We start from the raw sequence: 21,751 nt of genomic DNA, 5'->3' as shown, positions 1-21,751 counted from the left end.
GCAAGGACCACACGACATGATGAACACGACTCCGATGGCCATCCTCAGGACCACGGCCGCCTGCGCCATGCTGGCCGGCATGGGCGCCGCCGTGGCGCACGTGACCCTGCCGCCGGGCGGCGCGACCGTGGGCAGCGACTACGACGCCGCCTTCCGCGTCGGCCATGCCTGCGAAGGCGCCAAGGCCACCACCGGCCTGGCCGTGCGCCTGCCCAAGGGCTTCATCCTGAGCGACGCGCAGGCGCGCAAGGGCTGGAAGCTCGACGTGCAGAAGAGCGCGAAGGACGGAGACGGCGAGGTGCGCTGGACCGCCGAGACGCCCGGGAACGCGCTGTCCGGCAGCGAGCGCGCCGAGTTCGTGCTGCGCGGCAAGGTGCCGGCGACGCCGGGCACGCTGTGGTTCAAGGTGCTGCAGACCTGCGACGTGGGCGTGGCCGACTGGGCCGAGGTGCCGGCTTCAGGCAACTCGACCGCCGGCCTGAAGAGCCCGGCCGCGAAGCTGAACGTGGTGGCGCAGGGCGTGGCCACGGTCGACGTGCGCGACGGCTGGGTGCGCCAGTCGGTGCCGGGCCAGAGCGGCACCGGCGCCTTCATGAAGCTGACCTCGCCCACCGGCGCGAAGCTGGTGAGCATCTCGACGCCGGCCGCGGGTGTTGCCGAAGTGCACGAGATGAAGATGGAAGGCGACACCATGAAGATGCGCGAGCTCTCGGGTGGCCTCGACCTGCCCGCGGGCCAGACCGTCGAGCTCAAGCCCGGCGGTTATCACGTGATGATGATGGACCTGAAGGGAGCGCTGGCGAAGGGCGCGACCGTGCCGATGACGCTGAAGTTCGAGGACGCCAAAGGCGTGAAGACCGCGCTCGACGTCACGCTGCCGGTGGGTGCGCCCGAAGGTGCCGATGCGGGCGGTGCCGCGCACCAGCACAAGCACTGAGCGGCAGCTTCAGAGCAACTGGTCTGGCGCCAGCGGCCCGAAGAGCCTGAGCATCAGCCGCAGCATGGCGCCGGCGTCGGGCTCGGTGGTGGCGTCCTTCAGGCCGCTGCCCTCGGGCGCACGCCACAGCAGCGAGCCGTCGACCAGCTCGACGCGCCATGAGCGCTCGCGCATGCCGCGCTCGATCTGCTCCGAGGCGGCGCGCGAGAGCTCGCCGCTGCGGATCAGCAGCGCGATCTCGGTGTTCTGCAGCTGCGAGCGCAGGTCGAGGTTCATCGAGCCCACCACCAGCAGCCGGCCGTCCATCACCAGCACCTTGGAATGCAGCATCGCGCGCGATTCGCCCGAGACGCCCGTGCTTCCCGCGCTGCTGCCGCCCGAGGAGCCGCCGAAGACGTTGCCGAAGCTGGCCTGCTCGCTGCGCAGTTCGTAGAGCTCGATGCCCATCTTCAGCAGCTCCTCGCGGTGGCGCGCGTAGCCCACGTGCGCCACCGGCGCGTCGTTCGAGGCCAGCGAATTGGTCAGCACGCGGATGCGCACGCCGCGGCCGCGGGCGGCAGAGAAGGCCTGCAGCATGTCCTTTCCGGGCACGAAGTAGGGCGAGATGATGGTCAGGTCGGTTCGCGCCTGGCCGATGAGCTGCAGCAGCCCCTCGACCACGGTGTCGCCGCTGGCGGCGAGGTCGGAGGCGGCTTCCAGCGAGGCCGCGCCGCGCGAGGTGCCGGCCTTGTCGTCGGGGCGGCTGACCACGAGGCCGGGGGCCTTGGTGTTGCCGGGGTCCGAGTCGGCGGGAATCTTGCCGGGCTTGTCGGCCAGCATCACGGCCGGGGCCCAGACGAAGGTGGCGGTGCGCAGGTCCAGCGGCTTCTCGTCCCAGGCGCGGGCGCGCTGGGCGGCGGTGGGGGCTCCGGAATCTTCCTGCCGGCGGGCCGATTCGTCGGCGAGTTCCTGGTCGGCTTTCTTCGCGCGGTCGCGCATGGCCTGGAGCTCCTCGCGCGTGACCAGCGACTGCACCGGGTAGGCGCGCTCGTTGTTCCAGTAGCTGTCGAAGCTGCGCGAAAGGTCCTGCACGATGGGGCCGGCCGCGAGCACGTCGACATCGACGAAGTTGCCGGTGGTCGCGTTGCCGAAATAGGCGTCGCCGAGGTTGCGACCGCCCGTCACGCCCAGCACGTTGTCGGCGAGGAACAGCTTGTTGTGCATGCGCTGCTGGATGCGCGAGGCGTCGTCGATCGAGTTGAGCAGGCGGCTGAAGGTGGAATCGCGTGAACCCGCGAGCGGGTTGAAAAGCCGCATCTGGATGTTGGGAATGAAGGCCAGTCCCAGCACCAGCGCGTCGCGGCCGGTGCTGTGGAAGTCGTCCAGCAGCACGCGCACCCGCACGCCGCGCTCGGCCGCCGCGCGCAGGCCGCGCACCAGCCGGCCGGTGCTGGCGTCGGCGTGGATGGCGTAGTACTGGAGGTCGAGCGTCTTCTGGGCGCCTTCGATCAGCGCGAGTCGGCTGCCGTAGGCGGCCTGCGGTCCACCCAAAAGAAGGAAACCGGATTCGTAGCGGGCCTTCTCGGCCTGCCGGCGCTGCTGCACGAGGTCGGCCAGGGCGGTGCCGGTGGCGGGCGCGGAGAGCGCGGTCGAGACGGGGCGGTCGACGTTCTGCGGCAGTTGCGCGCAGGCGCCGAGGATCAGCAGCGCCAGCAGTGCGGTCGATCGGCGGAAGAACGTCTGGAAGGAAGAAGGCATGCGGCTTTCCCGGGGCTTGGAGGGCGGTGCCGCATATATAGCCTAGTCCGCGCCCGCTGCGCGTCGGACGGCGGGCGTGCCCGGGTGTCAGCGCCCGGCGGCGAGTTCTTCCTGGCGCTCCATGGCGGCGAGCAGCTCGTCGTCGATCCTGGCGTGGCGCTCCGCCAGCTCGGCCGCGCGCGAGGAGTCGGTGGCGTAGATGGCGCCTCCGTCGAGCTCGAGCATTTCGGTGATGCGCTTCTGCTCGGTCTCGAGGGCCTCGATCTGGGCGGGAAGGGCGTCGAGCTCGCGCTGCTCTTTATATGAGAGCTTCTTGCGGGCGCCCGCTGCTGCCTTGGATGCGGGGGCTTCGGCGGCGGGGGCAGGCGCGGGAGCCGCAGGCGGTGCGGATGCGGCGAGGCGCTGCTCGGCGATCTCTCGGGCGCGTTTCGACTGGGTCAGCCAGTCCTGCACGCTGCCTTCGTATTCGCGCCAGCGGCCGTCGCCTTCATAGGCGATGGTGCTGGTGACGACGTTGTCCAGGAAGGTGCGGTCGTGGCTCACGAGGAACACGGTGCCGTCGTAGTCCTGCAGCAGGCTCTCGAGCAGCTCGAGGGTGTCGATATCGAGGTCGTTGGTGGGTTCGTCGAGCACCAGCACGTTGGCCGGACGGGCGAACAGGCGCGCCAGCAGCAGGCGGTTGCGCTCGCCGCCGCTGAGCGAGCGCACGGGGGAGTTGGCGCGCGCCGGAGAGAAGAGAAAGTCGGAGAGATAGCTCTTGACGTGCTTCTTCTGGGTGCCGATCTCGATCCACTCGCTGCCGGGGCTGATGAAATCTTCCAGCGTGGCGTCGAGGTCGAGCTTGTCGCGCATCTGGTCGAAGTACGCCACCTGCAGGTTGGTGCCGCGGCGGATCTTGCCGCTGTCGGGCTCGAGTTCTCCGAGGATCAGCTTCAGCAGGGTGGTCTTGCCCGCGCCGTTGGGGCCGAGCAGGCCGACCTTGTCGCCGCGCAGGATGGTGCCGCTGAACTTGCGGATCACGGTCTTCTCGCCGAAGGACTTGGTGGCATCGGTGAGCTCGGCCACGATCTTGCCGCTGGCCTGGCCCGAAGCGACGTCCATATTGACGCTGCCCTGCACGTTCCGGCGGGCGGCGTGGCTGGCACGCAGTTCCTGCAGGCGGGTGATTCGGCTCTGGCTGCGGGTGCGGCGGGCTTCCACGCCCTTGCGGATCCAGATTTCCTCCTGGGCCAGGAGCTTGTCGGCCTTGGCGTTGATGACCGCCTCCTGGGCGAGCTGCTCTTCCTTCTGGGCGAGGTACTGCTCGAAGTTGCCGGGGTAGGAGCCCAGCTTGCCCCGGTCGAGCTCGACGATGCGGGTGGCGACGCGGTTCAGGAAGCTGCGGTCATGGGTGACGGTGACGACGCTGCCCTTGAAGTCGATCAGCAGCTGCTCGAGCCATTCGATGGAGTCGAGGTCCAGGTGGTTGGTGGGCTCGTCGAGCAGGAGGACGTCAGGGGCGGCCACGAGGGCCTGGGCGAGGGCCACGCGCTTGCGGGTGCCGCCGGAGAGGGAGCCGACGCGGGCATCGCGGTCGAGGTGCAGGCGGTGCAGCGTTTCTTCCACGCGCTGCTCCCAGTTCCAGGCGTCGAAGGCTTCGATCTGGGACTGGAGGGCGTCGAGGTCGAGGCCATCGGCGCCGGAGAGATAGAGATCGCGCACGGCGATGACGGGGGCGAGGCCCTGGCTGGCTGCGGTGAAGACGTCCGCATCCATGTCCAATGCAGGTTCCTGGGCGACATAGGCCACCCGCAGGTTCTGCTGCAGCTGGAGAGTGCCGTCGTCGGTCTTCTCCAGGCCGCCCAGTATCTTGAGCAGCGAAGACTTGCCGGCGCCGTTGCGGCCGATCAGGCCGACGCGCTCCGATTCGAGAAGGGAGAAGTCCGCATGATCCAGCAGCGGAACGTGACCGAACGCGAGCTGCGCGTCGAGGAGTGTGATGAGTGCCATGTGGCGCGGATTATCGGAGGAGCCAATGACGGGGCCTGGCGACGGGCGGCTTCTCTCTATATGTGTAGGAGCGCTCGAGCGGGCTCGTTTCAAGTTTCTCTTCGGAGGGTCTTGCGGAGACCAAAATCTGTCATATACTCGTGGGCTTCGCTGCTGAATGCCTCTGGTGTTCAGGTCCAGTCGGTCTCTTCGGGGTTGGTTGGATGGGCTGAAGAAAAAGTCTTCGAAAGTTGACGCGGTTTGAAAAAACGGTGCATAATCGAAGGCTTCGCTGAAACGAACTGCTTCAGCAACTTGCAATGAAAGTTGCGGGTTGCGAAAGAAGTTGGTCGATGCGAAAAGCCAAAATAGTTTGGTGAGATTTGAAAAAATCGTGCTAGACTGCAAGGCTCCGCTGAAATGACTTCGGCGGCTGACAATGAAAATTGTGAGCTGCGGATAACGAAGAAATAGAAAGCGAAAAAAAGTTTGGCGATTCTTTAAAAATCGTGCTAGACTACAAGGCTTCGCTGATCGCAGCAAGCAAACGAAGTAAACGACAAGTTGCTTCGGTGATCGTTAAAAAATTACAGCCGATAAGCGTGGGCGTTTGAAGGTAATTGCACAAGTTCTTCGGAACAAGTCGCAAGACTTAAAACGCTCATGAGAATAGAAGTGAAGTTCACTTCAATTCCGTTTTTGTGAGTTTTGCTCCATCGCGAGATGGGGCGCAAAAATCAAGATCGAACTATAGAGTTTGATCCTGGCTCAGATTGAACGCTGGCGGCATGCCTTACACATGCAAGTCGAACGGCAGCGCGGGAGCAATCCTGGCGGCGAGTGGCGAACGGGTGAGTAATACATCGGAACGTGCCCAATCGTGGGGGATAACGCAGCGAAAGCTGTGCTAATACCGCATACGATCTACGGATGAAAGCAGGGGATCGCAAGACCTTGCGCGAATGGAGCGGCCGATGGCAGATTAGGTAGTTGGTGAGGTAAAGGCTCACCAAGCCTTCGATCTGTAGCTGGTCTGAGAGGACGACCAGCCACACTGGGACTGAGACACGGCCCAGACTCCTACGGGAGGCAGCAGTGGGGAATTTTGGACAATGGGCGCAAGCCTGATCCAGCCATGCCGCGTGCAGGATGAAGGCCTTCGGGTTGTAAACTGCTTTTGTACGGAACGAAACGGCCTTTTCTAATAAAGAGGGCTAATGACGGTACCGTAAGAATAAGCACCGGCTAACTACGTGCCAGCAGCCGCGGTAATACGTAGGGTGCAAGCGTTAATCGGAATTACTGGGCGTAAAGCGTGCGCAGGCGGTGATGTAAGACAGTTGTGAAATCCCCGGGCTCAACCTGGGAACTGCATCTGTGACTGCATTGCTGGAGTACGGCAGAGGGGGATGGAATTCCGCGTGTAGCAGTGAAATGCGTAGATATGCGGAGGAACACCGATGGCGAAGGCAATCCCCTGGGCCTGTACTGACGCTCATGCACGAAAGCGTGGGGAGCAAACAGGATTAGATACCCTGGTAGTCCACGCCCTAAACGATGTCAACTGGTTGTTGGGTCTTCACTGACTCAGTAACGAAGCTAACGCGTGAAGTTGACCGCCTGGGGAGTACGGCCGCAAGGTTGAAACTCAAAGGAATTGACGGGGACCCGCACAAGCGGTGGATGATGTGGTTTAATTCGATGCAACGCGAAAAACCTTACCCACCTTTGACATGTACGGAATTTGCCAGAGATGGCTTAGTGCTCGAAAGAGAGCCGTAACACAGGTGCTGCATGGCTGTCGTCAGCTCGTGTCGTGAGATGTTGGGTTAAGTCCCGCAACGAGCGCAACCCTTGTCATTAGTTGCTACATTCAGTTGGGCACTCTAATGAGACTGCCGGTGACAAACCGGAGGAAGGTGGGGATGACGTCAAGTCCTCATGGCCCTTATAGGTGGGGCTACACACGTCATACAATGGCTGGTACAAAGGGTTGCCAACCCGCGAGGGGGAGCTAATCCCATAAAACCAGTCGTAGTCCGGATCGCAGTCTGCAACTCGACTGCGTGAAGTCGGAATCGCTAGTAATCGTGGATCAGAATGTCACGGTGAATACGTTCCCGGGTCTTGTACACACCGCCCGTCACACCATGGGAGCGGGTTCTGCCAGAAGTAGTTAGCTTAACCGCAAGGAGGGCGATTACCACGGCAGGGTTCGTGACTGGGGTGAAGTCGTAACAAGGTAGCCGTATCGGAAGGTGCGGCTGGATCACCTCCTTTCTGGAAACAGGCAATTTAATTTAAACGCCCACACTTATCGGTTGTTGGAAGAAGTCGGTTGTCTTCATGTGAAGATAATTGGCGAATGGGTCTGTAGCTCAGCTGGTTAGAGCACCGTCTTGATAAGGCGGGGGTCGTTGGTTCGAGCCCAACTAGACCCACCAAATCTTCTGATATCTCGTGTGAGAGTTTGAGGGGGATTAGCTCAGCTGGGAGAGCACCTGCTTTGCAAGCAGGGGGTCGTCGGTTCGATCCCGTCATCCTCCACCAACAACTCGATGCTTATTCAACACCAAAGCAGCTTCTTGCGAAAGCATGAGGCTTCTTTGTTGTTGATCAGGATCTCTTGATCAATCGGCTGTTCTTTAAAAATTCATAGAGTCGAATCAGCGTTGCTGATGGAAACTGCACATTCGTAAAGGTTTAGTGCAGACCGTGCCATCAGCAACATAGAATTTTTGATTGCGTCAAAAGAAACTTCAATTTCGAATCAAATCGATTTTTGAAGACGGCATAACGCGCTAGGTGAAAGACCTGGCAATTCCTTGATTGACTTTGGTTTCCGTGAGGAAACGTCAAAGTTATAGGGTCAAGTGAATAAGAGCACGTGGTGGATGCCTTGGCAATGATAGGCGACGAAGGACGTGATAGCCTGCGATAAGCTTCGGGGAGCTGGCAAATTAGCTTTGATCCGGAGATTTCCGAATGGGGAAACCCACCGAAAGGTATCGTTATCTGAATACATAGGGTAACGAGGCGAACCGGGTGAACTGAAACATCTCAGTAGCTCGAGGAAAAGACATCAACCGAGATTCCGAAAGTAGTGGCGAGCGAAATCGGAGAAGCCTGTTAGTGATAGCACAAGACATAACGGAACAGCTTGGAAAGGCTGGCCATAGCGGGTGATAGCCCCGTACGTGAAATGACCTGTGTGGTACTGAGCTAACGACAAGTAGGGCGGGACACGAGAAATCCTGTCTGAATATGGGGGGACCATCCTCCAAGGCTAAATACTCATCATTGACCGATAGTGAACTAGTACCGTGAGGGAAAGGCGAAAAGAACCCCGGGAGGGGAGTGAAATAGATCCTGAAACCGCGTGCTTACAAAAAGTAGGAGCCCGCAAGGGTGACTGCGTACCTTTTGTATAATGGGTCAGCGACTTACATTCAGTGGCAAGGTTAACCGAATAGGGAAGCCGTAGAGAAATCGAGTCCGAATAGGGCGATCAGTCGCTGGGTGTAGACCCGAAACCAAGTGATCTATCCATGGCCAGGATGAAGGTGCCGTAACAGGTACTGGAGGTCCGAACCGACTAGTGTTGCAAAACTAGCGGATGAGCTGTGGATAGGGGTGAAAGGCTAAACAAACTTGGAAATAGCTGGTTCTCTCCGAAAACTATTTAGGTAGTGCCTCAAGTATTACCTTCGGGGGTAGAGCACTGTTTTGGCTAGGGGGTCATGGCGACTTACCAAACCAAGGCAAACTCCGAATACCGAAGAGTACAGCTTGGGAGACAGAGCACCGGGTGCTAACGTCCGGACTCAAGAGGGAAACAACCCAGACCGCCAGCTAAGGTCCCTAAAATTGGCTAAGTGGGAAACGAAGTGGGAAGGCTAAAACAGTCAGGATGTTGGCTTAGAAGCAGCCATCATTTAAAGAAAGCGTAATAGCTCACTGATCGAGTCGTCCTGCGCGGAAGATGTAACGGGGCTAAGCCAGTTACCGAAGCTGCGGATTTGCAATTTATTGCAAGTGGTAGGAGAGCGTTCTGTAAGCCTGTGAAGGTGCGTTGTAAAGCGTGCTGGAGGTATCAGAAGTGCGAATGCTGACATGAGTAGCGTTAAAGGGGGTGAAAAGCCCCCTCGCCGTAAGCGCAAGGTTTTCTACGCAACGTTCATCGGCGTAGAGTGAGTCGGCCCCTAAGGCGAGGCAGAGATGCGTAGCTGATGGGAAACAGGTCAATATTCCTGTACCGATTGTTAGTGCGATGTGGGGACGGATCTTAATAGGTCATCCGGGTGTTGGATATCCCGGTTTAGATGGATGTAGGCGTGCATTAGGCAAATCCGGTGCACATATACCGAGGCCATCGATCGAGCCAGCTTGCTGGTGAAGTGATTGAACGAGGTTCCAGGAAAAGCCACTAAGCTTCAGCTAACAACGACCGTACCGCAAACCGACACTGGTGCGCGAGATGAGTATTCTAAGGCGCTTGAGAGAACTCAGGAGAAGGAACTCGGCAAATTGACACCGTAACTTCGGAAGAAGGTGTGCCCTATTAGTGTGAAGCGAGCAGCGGAGCATGAACGGGTTGCAAAAAATCGGTGGCTGCGACTGTTTATTAAAAACACAGCACTCTGCAAACACGAAAGTGGACGTATAGGGTGTGACGCCTGCCCGGTGCTGGAAGATTAAATGATGGGGTGCAAGCTCTTGATTGAAGTCCCAGTAAACGGCGGCCGTAACTATAACGGTCCTAAGGTAGCGAAATTCCTTGTCGGGTAAGTTCCGACCTGCACGAATGGCGTAACGATGGCCACACTGTCTCCTCCTGAGACTCAGCGAAGTTGAAATGTTTGTGATGATGCAATCTCCCCGCGGAAAGACGGAAAGACCCCATGAACCTTTACTGTAGCTTTGTATTGGACTTTGAACAGATCTGTGTAGGATAGGTGGGAGGCTTTGAAGCAGGGTCGCTAGATCTTGTGGAGCCAACGTTGAAATACCACCCTGGTGTGTTTGAGGTTCTAACCTAGGTCCATTATCTGGATCGGGGACAGTGCATGGTAGGCAGTTTGACTGGGGCGGTCTCCTCCCAAAGCGTAACGGAGGAGTTCGAAGGTACGCTAGTTACGGTCGGACATCGTGACGATAGTGCAATGGCATAAGCGTGCTTAACTGCGAGACTGACAAGTCGAGCAGATGCGAAAGCAGGACATAGTGATCCGGTGGTTCTGTATGGAAGGGCCATCGCTCAACGGATAAAAGGTACTCTGGGGATAACAGGCTGATACCGCCCAAGAGTTCATATCGACGGCGGTGTTTGGCACCTCGATGTCGGCTCATCTCATCCTGGGGCTGTAGCCGGTCCCAAGGGTATGGCTGTTCGCCATTTAAAGAGGTACGTGAGCTGGGTTTAAAACGTCGTGAGACAGTTTGGTCCCTATCTTCCGTGGGCGCTGCAGATTTGAGGAAGCCTGCTCCTAGTACGAGAGGACCGGAGTGGACACACCTCTGGTGTATCGGTTGTCACGCCAGTGGCATTGCCGAGTAGCTAAGTGTGGAAGAGATAACCGCTGAAAGCATCTAAGCGGGAAACTCGTTTCAAGATGAGATCTGCCGGGGCCTTGAGCCCCCTGAAGAGTCGTTCAAGACCAGGACGTTGATAGGTCAGGTGTGGAAGCGCAGTAATGCGTTAAGCTAACTGATACTAATTGCTCGTGCGGCTTGACCCTATAACTTTGATCAGTCAGATCAAGGTGTTATGCCAAGTTGACGCATTCAAAACAATTCAGAAAACTGATTCCAAACTCTATGAATTCGTTTGATTGATCGCGTGATCAGTCAGACAACCCTTTATGCCTGATGACCATAGCGAGTTGGTCCCACTCCTTCCCATCCCGAACAGGACAGTGAAACGACTCAGCGCCGATGATAGTGCGGGTTCCCGTGTGAAAGTAGGTCATCGTCAGGCTCTTACAGCCCAGAAACCCCCAGTCGTATACCGGCTGGGGGTTTTTGCTTTGCAGAGCTGAAAACAGAACAGAAACAGAAAACCAGCTAAAGGTTGCGCACGCCTGAGCTATCCAACTCCGCCGCGCCCGACGCCACTAGCTCCGACAAGATGTCTCCGGTCAGTCGAGTCAGCTCAATATCGCCGAAAAAGCGCGACCGAATTGCATCCAGATAAGCAGTGCCTCGCAGCCAGGCTTCCCAATCTGCAATGGAGATCGACTGCACTTCCAGCAGCTTGAACTTCATCAGCACCTTGATGGCATGCCGCGCATGCTTGACCGGATCGCGCTGCAAGCTATCGAGGCGTCGATGTGCAACAGACAAAGCTGCATCGACGTCATCGAACACGGCTCCATGCCCCGGAATCACCTGCCGCGGCGCAAGCTCCGCGATCAGGTCCAAGGTCGCTCCCACCTCGTCGAATGAAGGCTCCCCCGCCAACTCGGGAAACGCAATGCCGAATCCGTTCTCCCAAAGAGCATCCGCCGAAATCAACGTCCGGGTTTCAGGCTCGAACAGAATGACCGAATGAGGATCGTGCCCTGGCGCGGCGTGCACCTGCCAAGGCTTGTCCCCAAGCATGCACTCGCTCCCTGGTCGCAACAACCCGGTGAAGCCGAATCGCGGGCAGGTTTGCCCCGTCGCCAGGAAGCTCAAGCCTTGCTGATCCCAGCTTTCGACGAAAGCAGCCTCGCCTGGCGGTATGTCCGTGCGAACTGACGGATAACGTGCCTGCAATGCCGCATTCCCACCGCAGTGATCGCTGTGCAGGTGCGTATTCAGGATGCGATCGAGCGGCCTGTTGTCGAGTACCGACTCAACGAGGGCCAGTGTCTGCTCCGCATGCGTCGCATACCCCGTATCGACAACGGCCGTCTCTCCCTCCCCAACGAAAAGCACATTGTTCGAGGAAAGCCAGCCTCGCTCGAAAACGACGACATTCGCCGGCAGCCCGGCGCTCGCCGACGAATGACTCATCGTTCAGGCGCCCGCGTTGACACGAAGCTCACGTCGCAGGATCTTCCCGACATTGGTCTTCGGCAGCGATTCCCTGAACTCGATGTGCTTCGGCCGCTTGTAACCCGTGAGCTGCGAATGGCAATACTGCAGCACCGCGTCCTCGGTCAGCGCCGGGTCCCTGCGGACCACGAAAACCTTGATGGCCTCACCCTGCTTCTCGTCCGGCACGCCCACCGCCGCGCACTCCACCACGCCCGGGCACAGCGAAATCACGTTCTCGAGTTCGTTCGGGAACACATTGAAGCCGCTCACCAGGATCATGTCCTTCTTGCGATCGACGATGCGGCTGTAGCCGTCCTCCTGCATCACCGCGATGTCGCCGGTGCGCATGAACCCGTCGGCCGTGAACGCCGCCGCAGTCTCGGCCGGCTGGTTGTAATAACCGTTCATCACGTTCGGCCCCTTGATGCAGAGCTCCCCGGCCTGACCGACGGGCAGTGAATTCCCTTCGTCATCCTTAACCGCGATCTCGATGCTGGGCAGCGGCAGTCCGATCGTGCCGGTGAACTCGGTGTTCGACACCGGATTGTTCGTCCCGATCGCACAGGTCTCGCTCATGCCCCAGCCTTCGATCATCGGGCAGCCGGTGGCCTCGAACCATTTGCGTGCCGTGCCTTCCGAGGCCGCCATGCCACCCGCCTGCGAGACGAACAGCGTCGAAAAATCGATCGACTTGAAGTCCGGATGCATCAGCAGCGCATTGAACAAGGTGTTCACCGCGGGCAGCATATGGAAGGGCCGCTTCTTCAGCACCGCAATGAACTTGTTGAAATCCCGCGGGTTCGGAATCAGCGTCATGCGCGACCCCTGGCGGATCACCAGCAGGCACAGCGTCAGCGCGAAGATGTGATACAGCGGCAGCGCCGCAATGCTGTTGACCTTTGCCAGATCCCCGGCCCGCGACAGCGCCGGCGTGAACCAGGCCTCTGCCTGCAGGGTGGCCGCGACGATGTTCCGGTGGGTCAGCACCGCCCCCTTCGACAAGCCGGTCGTGCCGCCTGTGTACTGCAGGAAGGCAATCGAATCGAGCGTGCTCTGGTCAGGCCCCAGCGTACGGCCACGCCCCTCGGCAATCGCCTGGCTGAACGGCGTCACGGTGCGCCCGTCGCTCAGCGGCAGTTTGTAGGCAGGCACCAGCTTCGCGAGGTGCCGTACGGCCACCGTGATCCATGCGCCGTACAAGCCGCCGAGCAGGTCGCCCATCGAGGTCATGACCACGTGCTTCACCGGCGTGCGCTCGATCACCTTCTCGAGCGTGGACGCGAAGTTCTCGAGAATGACGATGGCCGTCGCGCCGGAGTCCTTCAGCTGGTGCTCGAGCTCACGCGCCGTGTACAGCGGATTCACGTTGACGCAGGTGTACCCCGCGCGCAGCACGCCGCACATGGTGACCGCGAACTGAGGAATGTTGGGCAGCATGATCGCCACCCGTGCACCGGGTTCGAGCCCGCGCGACTGCAGCCAGGCACCCAGCGCCTTCGAGAGCGTGTCGAGCTCGCCATAGGACATCCAGCGCTCCATGCAGACCGAAAACGGCCGGTCCGCATAGCGGGCGAAGGCCTCGTCGAACATCTGGGGCAGCGAGCGGTACTGCTCCGGATGAATCTCGTGCGGCACACCGGCCGGATAGTTCTGTCGCGCGGAAGATGTGGTCTGCATGCAAGCTCCTTTGGCGCGGATTGTGGAAGGCACTGTGCCTTCGCGACCAGCGGGCTTGTCCTAGGGGAAGGGCGCGTGCTGTCGCGCGCGCGATAGCTCGCGCGCGAACAACCCTTCGAAGTTTCAGGCCTTGCCGGACTCGCCCGGCAGCAGCACCCCGGCCTCGATGTCGGTCGCGACCTCCAGCGACTCGTACAGCGGCGTGAAGTCGGGCTCCGTCAAATCGAACAGCTGCCTGAAGCTGTCGATCACGAAGTAGTTGGCCTGGTAGGTGTCGATCTTGTAGCGCGTGCGCATGGTGCGCAGCAGGTCCAGCGGCAGCCTGCGCGGCTCGTCGCTGAGCACCGCGTGCCTGAGCTCGCCCACCGAACTGAGGATGCCGGCGCCATAGGCACGCAGGCCATCGGGCTGGCGAATCAGCCCGAACTCCACCGTGTACCAGTAGAGCCGCGCGAGCTTCTCGCCCGCGCCCAGCTCATGCGCCTTGATGCCGCCCTGGCCGTAGCGCTGCACGTAGTCGGCAAACGTCGGGTCGAACAGCATCGGCACGTGGCCGAACAGGTCGTGGAACACGTCGGGCTCGACGATGTAGTCGAACTCCTCAGGCTTGCGGATCCAGTCCGTCACCGGAAACTTGCGGTTCGCGAGCAGCGTGAAGAACGGCAGCTCCGGAATCAGCCCCGGCACTGCCACGATCTCCCAGCCCGTCGCGCGGTGCAGCCGTTCGTTGAGCTCGTCGAAGCGCGGGATGCGGTCCTTCACGCCCAGCGACGGCAGCGCCTTGATGAAGGCATCGCAGGCCAGCCCCGGCAGTTGCGCCACCTGCCGCTCGTAGAGTCGGCGGTACGTGTCGTGGTCGGCCGGCGTGTAGCTGGCCCAGTCCTGTGGGCAGGTGTAGTCGGCCAGCACCGCGCCGCCGCGCGAGTAGTCGCCGCGCGGCGGGCGGTCCGAGGCGCCGTAGACGGCGGGAGTGACAACTGCGGCGGCGGGGGAGTCCATGAAAAAACGATCTCGGGAAAGAAGAGTTACTTGAGCCAGCGGTCCATCGTCCGCTGGAAGTCGCCGCCGGCCTGCTGCAGGTGCAGCCACTGGTCGACGTACGACTTGAATGCCACGTCGTCGCGCGGCAGCATCCACGCCATTTCGCCGTACTGCAGCGGCTTGTCGGGGTTGACCGCGCACAGGCCCGGCTTGAGCTTCTGCTGCGTGATGGCCTCGGCCGCCTCGGTGACGAACACGTCGGCGCGGTTGGCGAGGATCTCGTCGAAGATCGTCACGTTCTCGCCGTGCAGCGTGAGCTTGGCCTGCTTGAAGTTGGCGCGGGCGAAGCGCTCGTTGCTGCCGCCCGGGTTGAAGATGACGCGCACCGACGGCTTGTCGATGGCCGCCACGCTCTGGTACTTGGCCACGTCCGCGCAGCGCGCGATGGGCGTCTTGCCGTTGACCATGTAGGGCGCGCTGAAGAAGGCGCGCTTCTGCCGATCGGTGGTGACCGACACGCCGCCCACGGCGATGTCGCACTTGCCGGCGGCCAGGTCGGGCAGCAGGTTGGCCCAGGTGGTCTTGACCCACTCGGGCTTCGCGCCGAGGCTGGCGCTGAAGCCGGTCATCAGGTCGACGTCGATGCCCTCGAAGGCACCGTCGGGCTTCTGGAAGCTGAAGGGCTTGTAGTCGCCCGGCGTGCAGATGCGCAGCACCGCCGCCTTCTGCACCGCGTCCAGGTGCGAGGCGCCCGCCGCCGGCGTGGCTGCCGGCGCCATGGCGCAACCCGAAAGAACGGCGGCAGCCGCCGCGATGAAGGTCAGACCGATCGAAGGCGTACAGCTGCGCATGCGTTCTCCAGAAGCAGGTAAATAAGGGAAGGGCCCTTATTTTGCGGCGCTCAGCACGCCGCGGCGCATCTGGTCAAGCTCGATGCTCTCGAACAGCGCCTTGAAGTTGCCGTTGCCGAAGCCGTCGTCGCCCTTGCGCTGGATGAACTCGAAGAAGATCGGGCCCAGCTGGTTCTCGCTGAAGATCTGCAGCAGCAGGGCGTCCTTCTTGCCGTCGATCAGGATCTTGCGCTTGTGCAGCGCTTCCACGCTTTCGCCGTGGCCCGGGATGCGCTTGTCGACCAGCTCGTAGTAGGTGTCGATGGTGTCCAGCAGCGTCACGCCGTTGGCGCGCAGCGCGTCGACGGTCGAGTACAGGTCGTCCGAGCCCATGGCGATGTGCTGGATGCCCTCGCCCTTGTACATGTCCAGGTATTCCTGGATCTGGCCCGCCTGCTCCTTGCCTTCCTCGTTGATCGGAATGCGGATCTTGCCGCAAGGGCTGGTCATGGCCTTGCTCTTCACGCCCGTCACCTGGCCTTCGATGTCGAAGTACTTGATCTCGCGGAAATTGAAGAGCTTCTCGTAGAAGCCGGCCCAGACGTTCATCCGGCCGCGGTACACGTTGTGCGTCAGGTGGTCGATGTAGGTCAGGCCGTTGCCGAACGGCGAAAGCGCCTGTTCCGGGGTCACGCCGGGCAGTGCCTCGAAGTCGACGTCGTAGAAGCCGATGTTGCCGATGTCGCCGGGCTTCGCCCCGTTCTTGCCGGGCCAGCGGTCCACCAGGTAGATCAGGCTGTCGCCGATGCCCTTGATGGCGGGAATGTTCAGCTCTCCGGGGCCGGCCTTGTCGGCGAAGCCCCAGGCGCCCAGTGCTGTGGCGCGTTCGTAGGCCTGCTTGGCATCCTGCACGCGGAAGGCAATGGCGCACACGCTCGGGCCGTGCTCGCGGGCGAATTTCTGCGCGAAGGAGTCGGGCTCCGCATTCAGGATGAAGTTGATCGTGCCCTGGCGATAAAGCAGCACGTTCTTGTGGCGGTGCTTGGCCACGGCCTTGAAGCCCATGCGCTCGAACACCTTGCCCATGGCGATCGGATCGGGTGCCGCGTACTCGATGAATTCGAAGCCGTCGGTGCCCATGGGGTTCTCCCAGGGCGTGAAGGCGGGTGCGTCGGCTTGGCTCATGTGCGGTCTCCGGTAGAGGTGGGGATTGATTGGATTGAATGAACAGGGCGCGAAATCGGCCGGTCATGCAATGTAGGGTGGATGCCTCTCAGGTTTTCTGCGTTTCCGGGCGCTTGTGGTGGCTATGGCGCAGTAAAACTGCAAGAATGGCGAAATGGAAGCACTGGACAAGATTGATCGGCTCATTTTGCGCACGCTGCAAGCAGACGGCCGCGCCACCTACGACCAGATCGCCGAGCAGGTGAGCCTGTCGCCCAGCGCCGTGCTGCGCCGGGTCAAGCGGCTGGAGGAGCACCGCGTGATCGACCGCTACGTGGCCCTGGTCCAGCCCGAAGCCATCGGCCTGGGGCTGACCGCATATCTCAACGTGCGGCTCGAAAAGCACACCGAGACCCACAAGCGCAACCCCATGGACCTGTTCCGCGCCAGCGTACAGACGTGGCCCGAGGTCGTCGAATGCGCCGCCCTCACCGGCGACATGGATTACCTGCTGCGCGTGGTGGTGGCCGACATGGCCCACTACAGCCGCTTCATCATGGACACCCTGCTCAAGCACCCTAGCGTCGAGGACTGCAAGACCAGCTTCGTGCTCGACCGTGTCAAGGCCACAACAGCTGTGCCTGTCTAGCCACATTTTGGTTGCGTGAGCGCCACACGTTCTGGTAAGGGGTCACGAATGTGTCTCCGGATTAACCTTGTGAACTTGTTGTTTAGGTGAAAACCCTTACATTGGAGCCATGCTTACCGCCAAGACCCTTCTCAAAGCGTCTCTCGGCATTGGCTCTTTCCTGAAAGCGCCGATGGTCGAGGCGCAACCACGCGCAGTCAGCGCGCCTCAACCGGTGATGGTGCCGATCCGTTCGATCGGCCCCCGCGAACGCGAGCGCATCGCCCGCCACCTGCTCGACCTCACCCCGCACGACCGCTACCTGCGCTTCGGCTACGCGGCGGCCGACGAGCAGATCCAGCGCTACGTCGACGGCCTCGACTTCGAGCGCGACGAGCTCTTCGGCATCTACAACCGCCGCCTCGACCTGATCGCGATGGCTCACCTGGCCTTCGCTCCCGGCGACCAGCACAGCGACTGCGCCGAGTTCGGCGTTTCCGTCTCGGCCCACGCCCGCGGACGCGGCTACGGCGCCCGCCTGTTCGAGCGCGCAGTGGTCGTGGCGCGCAACGAAGGCGTCGGCATGCTCTTCATCCATGCGCTGAGCGAGAACGCCGCCATGCTGAAGATCGCCCGCAACGCCGGCGCTACCGTGGTGCGCAGCGGCTCGGAAGCCGAGGCCCACCTCGAGCTGCCCAGCGCCACCTTCGACAGCCGCATGAGCGAGATCGCACTGGAGCACTACGCCGCGGTCGACTTCGCGCTCAAGAGCCGCGCCAAGCAGTTCTGGGCCTTCCTGGCCAGCCTGCAGGAAGTGCGCAGCGGCATGCGCGACGCCCGGAAGAAGTCGGCGCCCTGAGCCTCGCGGCCCCCGCAGCCCCTGCGGCCGCTTCCGTTCCTGCCCCCGGGGAGGGCCCGGTAGAGCGTGTCACACGCAATCCGGTATCCTTGTCCCTCCTCAACTCCGCCCTCCCGCAGTGGCCGAACCTCACCCTGAACGCGCTCCCGTCGAACGGGAAGACAAGCGCAGCTTTCTCCAGAAACTCGCCGAATTCATCCACCCCGGCCCTGATTCGCGCGACGAGCTGATCGAAACCCTGGCAGATGCCGAGGACAACGAGGTGATCGGCGCGGAGTCGCGCGTGATGCTCGAAGGCGTGCTGCGCATGGCCGACATGACCGCCGGCGATGTGATGGTCGCCGCGCCGCGCATGGACCTGGTGAACATCGACGCGCCCTTCGACGCGCTGCTGCACCTGGTCATCGACACCGCGCACTCGCGCTTTCCGGTGTACGAGGGCGAGAAGGAAAACATCATCGGCATCCTGCTCGCGAAGGACCTGCTCAAGCTGCAGCGCGCGCCGGGCCTGAACATCCGCGCGCTGCTGCGCCCGGCCACCTTCGTTCCCGAGAGCAAGGGCCTGAACGACCTGCTGCGCGAGTTCCGCGGCAACCGCAACCACCTGGCCATCGTCATCGACGAGTTCGGCCGCGTGGCGGGCCTCATCACCATCGAGGACGTGCTCGAGCAGATCGTCGGCGAGATCGAGGACGAGTTCGACATCGCCGAGGACGAGGGTGACATCTTCGGCCTCGCCGACCACACCTACCGCGTCTCGGGCGACACGCCCATCGAGCGCGTCGCCGAAGCCTTCGGCATCGTGTTCGACGAAGAACAGCTCAGCGAAGACTTCGACACCATCGGCGGCCTGATCGCGCACGAGATGGGCCACGTGCCCAAGCGCGGCGAGCACCACGCGATCGGCGGTTTCGACTTCGTCGTGCTGCACACCAAGGGCGGCGCGGTGCGCTGGTTCAAGGTGTCCCCGGCACGCGGCGGCGACGCGGCCGACTGATGGCTCGCGCGCCGGCTTCCTCCCTCGCTTCCCTGTTCCGCCCGCTCGGCTTCATTGCCGCCGGGCTGGCGCAGGCGCTCTCGATGGCATCGCCTGCCGGCGGCAAGCCGCTGTGGTGGCTGCAGCTGCTGTCGCTCGGCGCGCTCGTGTGGCTGCTCGACGGACTGCGCGCCCAAGGCGCCGGCTGGCGCCGCGCCGGGCTGCACGGCTGGCTGTTCTCCACCGCCTGGCTCACGGGCAGCTTCTGGTGGCTCTTCATCTCGATGCACACCTACGGCGGCCTGCCGGCGCCACTGGCGGCCATCGCCGTACTGGCGCTCGCCGCCGCCCTGGGCCTGTACTACGCCGTCGCAGCCGCATGGTTCGTGGTGCGCGGGCCGGCGGGGCGCGTGACGGGCGCATTGGTTTTCGCCGCGCTGTGGACGCTGGCAGAGCTCGTGCGCGGCAGCTGGTTCACCGGCTTTCCATGGGGTGCCGGCGGCTATGCGCACGTCGAGGGGCCGCTTGCAGCGCTGGCGCCGTGGGTGGGCGTGTACGGCATCGGCGCGGCGGCCGCGTTGACCGTTGCGCTGGTCGCACTGCGTCGCCCGCTTCGCATCGCGCAAGCCGTGCAGGGCGTGGTGCTGATCGCGCTGGCGTTCGCGGTGCCGAACCTCGTGCCCGCGCTCCGTGACGACGTGCAGGGCGCGAAAGGCGCGACCGGCAGCCTGAGCGTCGCACTCTTGCAGGGCAACATCCCGCAGGACGAGAAATTCATTCCCGGCGGCGGCATCGAGACCGCGCTGCGCTGGTACGGCGAACAGCTGCGCGATGCAAAGGCTTCGCTCGTCGTCACGCCCGAAACCGCCCTGCCGCTGCTGCCCGTGCAGTTGCCGGCCGGCTATCTGGAAGCGATCAAGGCGCGCTACAGCCAGGGCAACCAGGCCGCCGTCGTCGGCCTGCCGCTGGGAGGGCAAGGCACTTACAGCAACGCGGTGCTCGGCTTCCGCCCCGGCGACGCGCAGCCCTACGTCTACAGCAAGCACCACCTGGTGCCTTTCGGCGAATTCATTCCGCTGGGCTTTCGCTGGTTCATCCAGATGATGAACATTCCGCTCGGCGACTTCGCGCGCGGCGGGCTCGCGCAGGCGCCCTTCGTCTGGCAGGGCCAGCGCATCGCGCCGAACATCTGCTATGAGGACTTGTTCGGCGACGAGATCGGCGCGAACTTCCGCGACGAGGCCACGGCGCCCACCATCCTGCTCAACGTGAGCAACATCGCGTGGTTCGGCGACACCGTCGCCATCGACGAGCACCTGTCGATCTCGCGCATGCGCGCGCTCGAATTCGCCCGGCCGATGGTGCGCTCCACCAACACCGGCGCGACCGTCGTGATCGACGCCCAGGGCCGCGTGACGCACGAACTGCCGCGCCTCACGCGCGGCGTGCTCGAAGCCAGCGTGGAAGGCCGGCGCGGCCTCACGCCCTTTGCGCGCTGGGTGGCGCCCTTCGGCCTCTGGCCGTTGTGGCTGCTGGCCATGGCCATCGTGGCGATGGCCTGGGTACAAGGCCGCCGCAGTCGCTGAGCCTCAGGCTGCCGCGGGCAGGGCCTTCACCGGCCAGTCGCGCAGCTTGCCCGGGTTCAGCAGGCCCAGCGGGTCGAAGCGCTTCTTCACCTCGATGACTTCCGGCGGCAACGGCCCGCCGGCCTTGCCGTCTTCCACGATGTTCACGTGCGGGTTGTTGATGTGCACGTTGTGCTCGCGATGGATGCGCATGATCTCCTGCAGCCGTTCCTCGGTGCTGAAGCGCACGAGCTGCAGCCCGCTGCAGGTCATGAGGCCGGCCACGTTGCGCAGGAACTCGATGTGCATCATCACCTCGCCGTTCTCACCGCCCAGCAGCCTCTCCATCTCGATGACCTGCTCGACGTGCCTGCCGGGAATGAAGCCGCTCTGCAGGTAGGTCAGGTTCGGGTCGATCTTCAGCGCATGCAGCGTCGTGTGGTTCCAGGTGAATTCCATCAGCGTGCGGTTGCTCTTCTGTACCTCTTCAGCCGTCTTGCGGTAGCTCACGGTGCCGCTATGCGCTTCCACCAGCTGCAGCATCGCGCTCTCGCACGACTCGGCCACCAGTGACAGCACCGTGTGGCAGCCCTTCGGCAGGTGCGCGGCTAGTTGCGCCAGATGGTCGGAGATCGGCGCCGCGAAGAAGGTGACGCCGCGCTTCACGATGCCCGGCGCGTGCGCGAGCTTGTCGGCGAAGTTCAGCGCGCTCTCGAAGTCGCCGAAGGTCACCAGCGTCTCGAGCCATGGATGCGCGGGTGCCAGCGCGATCTCCAGCTCCAGCACGAGGCCGTTGGTGCCCCACAGGTGGTGCATGCGCATCGCCTCGGCACCGCGCAGTTCGACCACCTGCGGCTCGGCCTCGATGGTCATCGCGCGAATGCCGATCACGTTGCCCGGCGCTCCCAGCGGCCCGTAGTTGATGGAGCCCACGCCGCCGAAGCCGCCGCCGAAGAGGCCGCCCAGCGTCGCGCTGCGGTAGGTGGAGGGCACGCAGCGCAGCTCCTGCCCCGTGGGCTTCGTCTGCTTCTCGAGTTCGCCGAGCCGGATGCCCGCCTGCGCGCGCGCCACGCCTGGGCGCACCCAGAGGCAGCTGTTGTAGCCCGTCATGTCGAGCACCACGCCGCCGGCCAGCGGCGTGGTCTGTCCGTAGTTGCCGGTGCCGCTGCCGCGGATGGTGATCGGCACGCAGCGGCGCGCGCAGGCGCCGACTACCGCGCGGATCTCTTCCTCGGTTCGCGGGCGCACGACGACGTCGGCGCGCTTGTCCTTCAGCTGGCGCACGAGCACCGGGCTGAACCACGAGAAGTCGGAGGACAGCCGGGTGACGCGGCTTTCGTCGGTGATCCAGTCGAGGTCTGGCAGTTCGAGCAGCAACTGCTCGATGGCGGAAACGGGAGCATTCATGG

General features: G+C 62.5%; 13 protein-coding genes, 2 tRNA genes and 3 rRNA genes. 10 read left to right on the top strand and 8 right to left on the bottom strand.

The window, feature by feature from the left end; genetic code table 11:
- Window positions 1-16 precede the first annotated feature (16 nt).
- Complete coding sequence (locus SFB74_RS29685) at window positions 17-937, top strand: copper chaperone PCu(A)C (protein ID WP_432727985.1); 921 nt, start codon at window positions 17-19, stop codon at window positions 935-937.
- Between the two features lie 9 nt (window positions 938-946).
- Here SFB74_RS29685 and SFB74_RS29680 read toward each other — a convergent pair whose 3' ends face one another.
- Both SFB74_RS29680 and SFB74_RS29675 read right to left on the bottom strand, forming a co-directional pair.
- Window positions 947-2,674, bottom strand: coding sequence for a phospholipase D family protein (locus SFB74_RS29680; protein WP_432727984.1), 1,728 nt, complete (start codon window positions 2,672-2,674; stop codon window positions 947-949).
- An 87-nt stretch (window positions 2,675-2,761) separates the two neighbouring features.
- On the bottom strand, window positions 2,762-4,663 hold the full coding sequence (locus tag SFB74_RS29675; RefSeq protein WP_432727983.1) for an ATP-binding cassette domain-containing protein: 1,902 nt from the start codon (window positions 4,661-4,663) through the stop codon (window positions 2,762-2,764).
- A gap of 724 nt (window positions 4,664-5,387) precedes the next feature.
- Here SFB74_RS29675 and SFB74_RS29670 point away from each other — a divergent pair.
- The 5 genes from SFB74_RS29670 (at window position 5,388) to rrf (ending at window position 10,619) form a co-directional block, all read left to right on the top strand.
- Window positions 5,388-6,922: ribosomal RNA gene (locus SFB74_RS29670) — 16S ribosomal RNA — on the top strand.
- Window positions 6,923-7,009: 87 nt separating this feature from the next.
- A tRNA-Ile gene (locus tag SFB74_RS29665) sits at window positions 7,010-7,086 on the top strand.
- Between the two features lie 30 nt (window positions 7,087-7,116).
- A tRNA-Ala gene (locus SFB74_RS29660) sits at window positions 7,117-7,192 on the top strand.
- Window positions 7,193-7,509: 317 nt separating this feature from the next.
- Window positions 7,510-10,380, top strand: a 23S ribosomal RNA gene (locus SFB74_RS29655).
- 126 nt (window positions 10,381-10,506) lie between these two features.
- A 5S ribosomal RNA gene (gene rrf / locus SFB74_RS29650) occupies window positions 10,507-10,619 on the top strand.
- Together the 16S, 23S and 5S rRNA genes with 2 tRNA genes alongside form the textbook arrangement of a ribosomal RNA operon.
- Before the next feature lie 86 nt (window positions 10,620-10,705).
- Here the strand turns inward: rrf and SFB74_RS29645 are convergent.
- The 5 genes from SFB74_RS29645 to hppD all read right to left on the bottom strand — a co-directional run bounded on the left by SFB74_RS29645 (window position 10,706) and on the right by hppD (window position 16,335).
- Entirely contained in the window at window positions 10,706-11,638 is a 933-nt protein-coding gene (locus SFB74_RS29645; protein WP_432727982.1) for an MBL fold metallo-hydrolase, read from the bottom strand.
- A gap of 3 nt (window positions 11,639-11,641) precedes the next feature.
- Window positions 11,642-13,339: an AMP-binding protein gene (locus tag SFB74_RS29640; RefSeq protein WP_432727981.1), complete on the bottom strand. Its 1,698-nt coding sequence runs from the start codon at window positions 13,337-13,339 to the stop codon at window positions 11,642-11,644.
- A 123-nt stretch (window positions 13,340-13,462) separates the two neighbouring features.
- The gene (gene phhA, locus SFB74_RS29635; RefSeq protein ID WP_432727980.1) at window positions 13,463-14,338 is read right to left on the bottom strand and encodes a phenylalanine 4-monooxygenase; all 876 of its coding nucleotides are present in this window, start codon (window positions 14,336-14,338) and stop codon (window positions 13,463-13,465) included.
- A 26-nt stretch (window positions 14,339-14,364) separates the two neighbouring features.
- Window positions 14,365-15,171 (bottom strand): transporter substrate-binding domain-containing protein, encoded by an 807-nt coding sequence (locus tag SFB74_RS29630; RefSeq protein WP_432727979.1) that lies wholly within the window; start codon window positions 15,169-15,171, stop codon window positions 14,365-14,367.
- Window positions 15,172-15,207: 36 nt separating this feature from the next.
- Entirely contained in the window at window positions 15,208-16,335 is a 1,128-nt protein-coding gene (gene hppD / locus SFB74_RS29625; protein WP_432727978.1) for a 4-hydroxyphenylpyruvate dioxygenase, read from the bottom strand.
- A 154-nt stretch (window positions 16,336-16,489) separates the two neighbouring features.
- Between hppD and SFB74_RS29620 the strand changes: the two genes are divergently transcribed.
- The 4 genes from SFB74_RS29620 (at window position 16,490) to lnt (ending at window position 20,363) form a co-directional block, all read left to right on the top strand.
- Window positions 16,490-16,963 carry an Lrp/AsnC family transcriptional regulator gene (locus SFB74_RS29620; protein ID WP_093206014.1) on the top strand — a complete coding sequence of 158 codons (474 nt, stop codon included), beginning with the start codon at window positions 16,490-16,492 and terminating at the stop codon, window positions 16,961-16,963.
- Window positions 16,964-17,072: 109 nt separating this feature from the next.
- Window positions 17,073-17,801 (top strand): GNAT family N-acetyltransferase, encoded by a 729-nt coding sequence (locus tag SFB74_RS29615; protein ID WP_125949617.1) that lies wholly within the window; start codon window positions 17,073-17,075, stop codon window positions 17,799-17,801.
- A gap of 118 nt (window positions 17,802-17,919) precedes the next feature.
- The gene (locus tag SFB74_RS29610) at window positions 17,920-18,798 is read left to right on the top strand and encodes an HlyC/CorC family transporter (protein WP_126023798.1); all 879 of its coding nucleotides are present in this window, start codon (window positions 17,920-17,922) and stop codon (window positions 18,796-18,798) included.
- Window positions 18,798-20,363 carry an apolipoprotein N-acyltransferase gene (gene lnt / locus SFB74_RS29605; RefSeq protein ID WP_432727977.1) on the top strand — a complete coding sequence of 522 codons (1,566 nt, stop codon included), beginning with the start codon at window positions 18,798-18,800 and terminating at the stop codon, window positions 20,361-20,363. The genes SFB74_RS29610 and lnt overlap by 1 nt, the downstream gene beginning before the upstream one ends.
- A 3-nt stretch (window positions 20,364-20,366) precedes the next feature.
- Here lnt and SFB74_RS29600 read toward each other — a convergent pair whose 3' ends face one another.
- The gene (locus SFB74_RS29600; protein WP_432727976.1) at window positions 20,367-21,749 is read right to left on the bottom strand and encodes an FAD-binding oxidoreductase; all 1,383 of its coding nucleotides are present in this window, start codon (window positions 21,747-21,749) and stop codon (window positions 20,367-20,369) included.
- Window positions 21,750-21,751 lie beyond the last annotated feature (2 nt).

The organism is Variovorax xiamenensis, from assembly GCF_050916385.1.
Lineage (GTDB): Bacteria > Pseudomonadota > Gammaproteobacteria > Burkholderiales > Burkholderiaceae_C > Variovorax.
Note: the sequence above shows the minus strand (reverse complement) of the source record. Positions and strands in the feature narration are given on the sequence as shown.

Excerpts from the sequence above, each read along its gene's own strand:
- SFB74_RS29685 (WP_432727985.1), top strand. The coding sequence starts at position 17 with ATGATGAACACGACTCCGATGGCCATCCTCAGGACCACGGCCGCCTGC.
- SFB74_RS29680 (WP_432727984.1), bottom strand. The coding sequence starts at position 2,674 with ATGCCTTCTTCCTTCCAGACGTTCTTCCGCCGATCGACCGCACTGCTG.
- SFB74_RS29675 (WP_432727983.1), bottom strand. The coding sequence starts at position 4,663 with ATGGCACTCATCACACTCCTCGACGCGCAGCTCGCGTTCGGTCACGTT.
- SFB74_RS29645 (WP_432727982.1), bottom strand. The coding sequence starts at position 11,638 with ATGAGTCATTCGTCGGCGAGCGCCGGGCTGCCGGCGAATGTCGTCGTT.
- SFB74_RS29640 (WP_432727981.1), bottom strand. The coding sequence starts at position 13,339 with ATGCAGACCACATCTTCCGCGCGACAGAACTATCCGGCCGGTGTGCCG.
- phhA (WP_432727980.1), bottom strand. The coding sequence starts at position 14,338 with ATGGACTCCCCCGCCGCCGCAGTTGTCACTCCCGCCGTCTACGGCGCC.
- SFB74_RS29630 (WP_432727979.1), bottom strand. The coding sequence starts at position 15,171 with ATGCGCAGCTGTACGCCTTCGATCGGTCTGACCTTCATCGCGGCGGCT.
- hppD (WP_432727978.1), bottom strand. The coding sequence starts at position 16,335 with ATGAGCCAAGCCGACGCACCCGCCTTCACGCCCTGGGAGAACCCCATG.
- SFB74_RS29620 (WP_093206014.1), top strand. The coding sequence starts at position 16,490 with ATGGAAGCACTGGACAAGATTGATCGGCTCATTTTGCGCACGCTGCAA.
- SFB74_RS29615 (WP_125949617.1), top strand. The coding sequence starts at position 17,073 with ATGCTTACCGCCAAGACCCTTCTCAAAGCGTCTCTCGGCATTGGCTCT.
- lnt (WP_432727977.1), top strand. The coding sequence starts at position 18,798 with ATGGCTCGCGCGCCGGCTTCCTCCCTCGCTTCCCTGTTCCGCCCGCTC.
- SFB74_RS29600 (WP_432727976.1), bottom strand. The coding sequence starts at position 21,749 with ATGAATGCTCCCGTTTCCGCCATCGAGCAGTTGCTGCTCGAACTGCCA.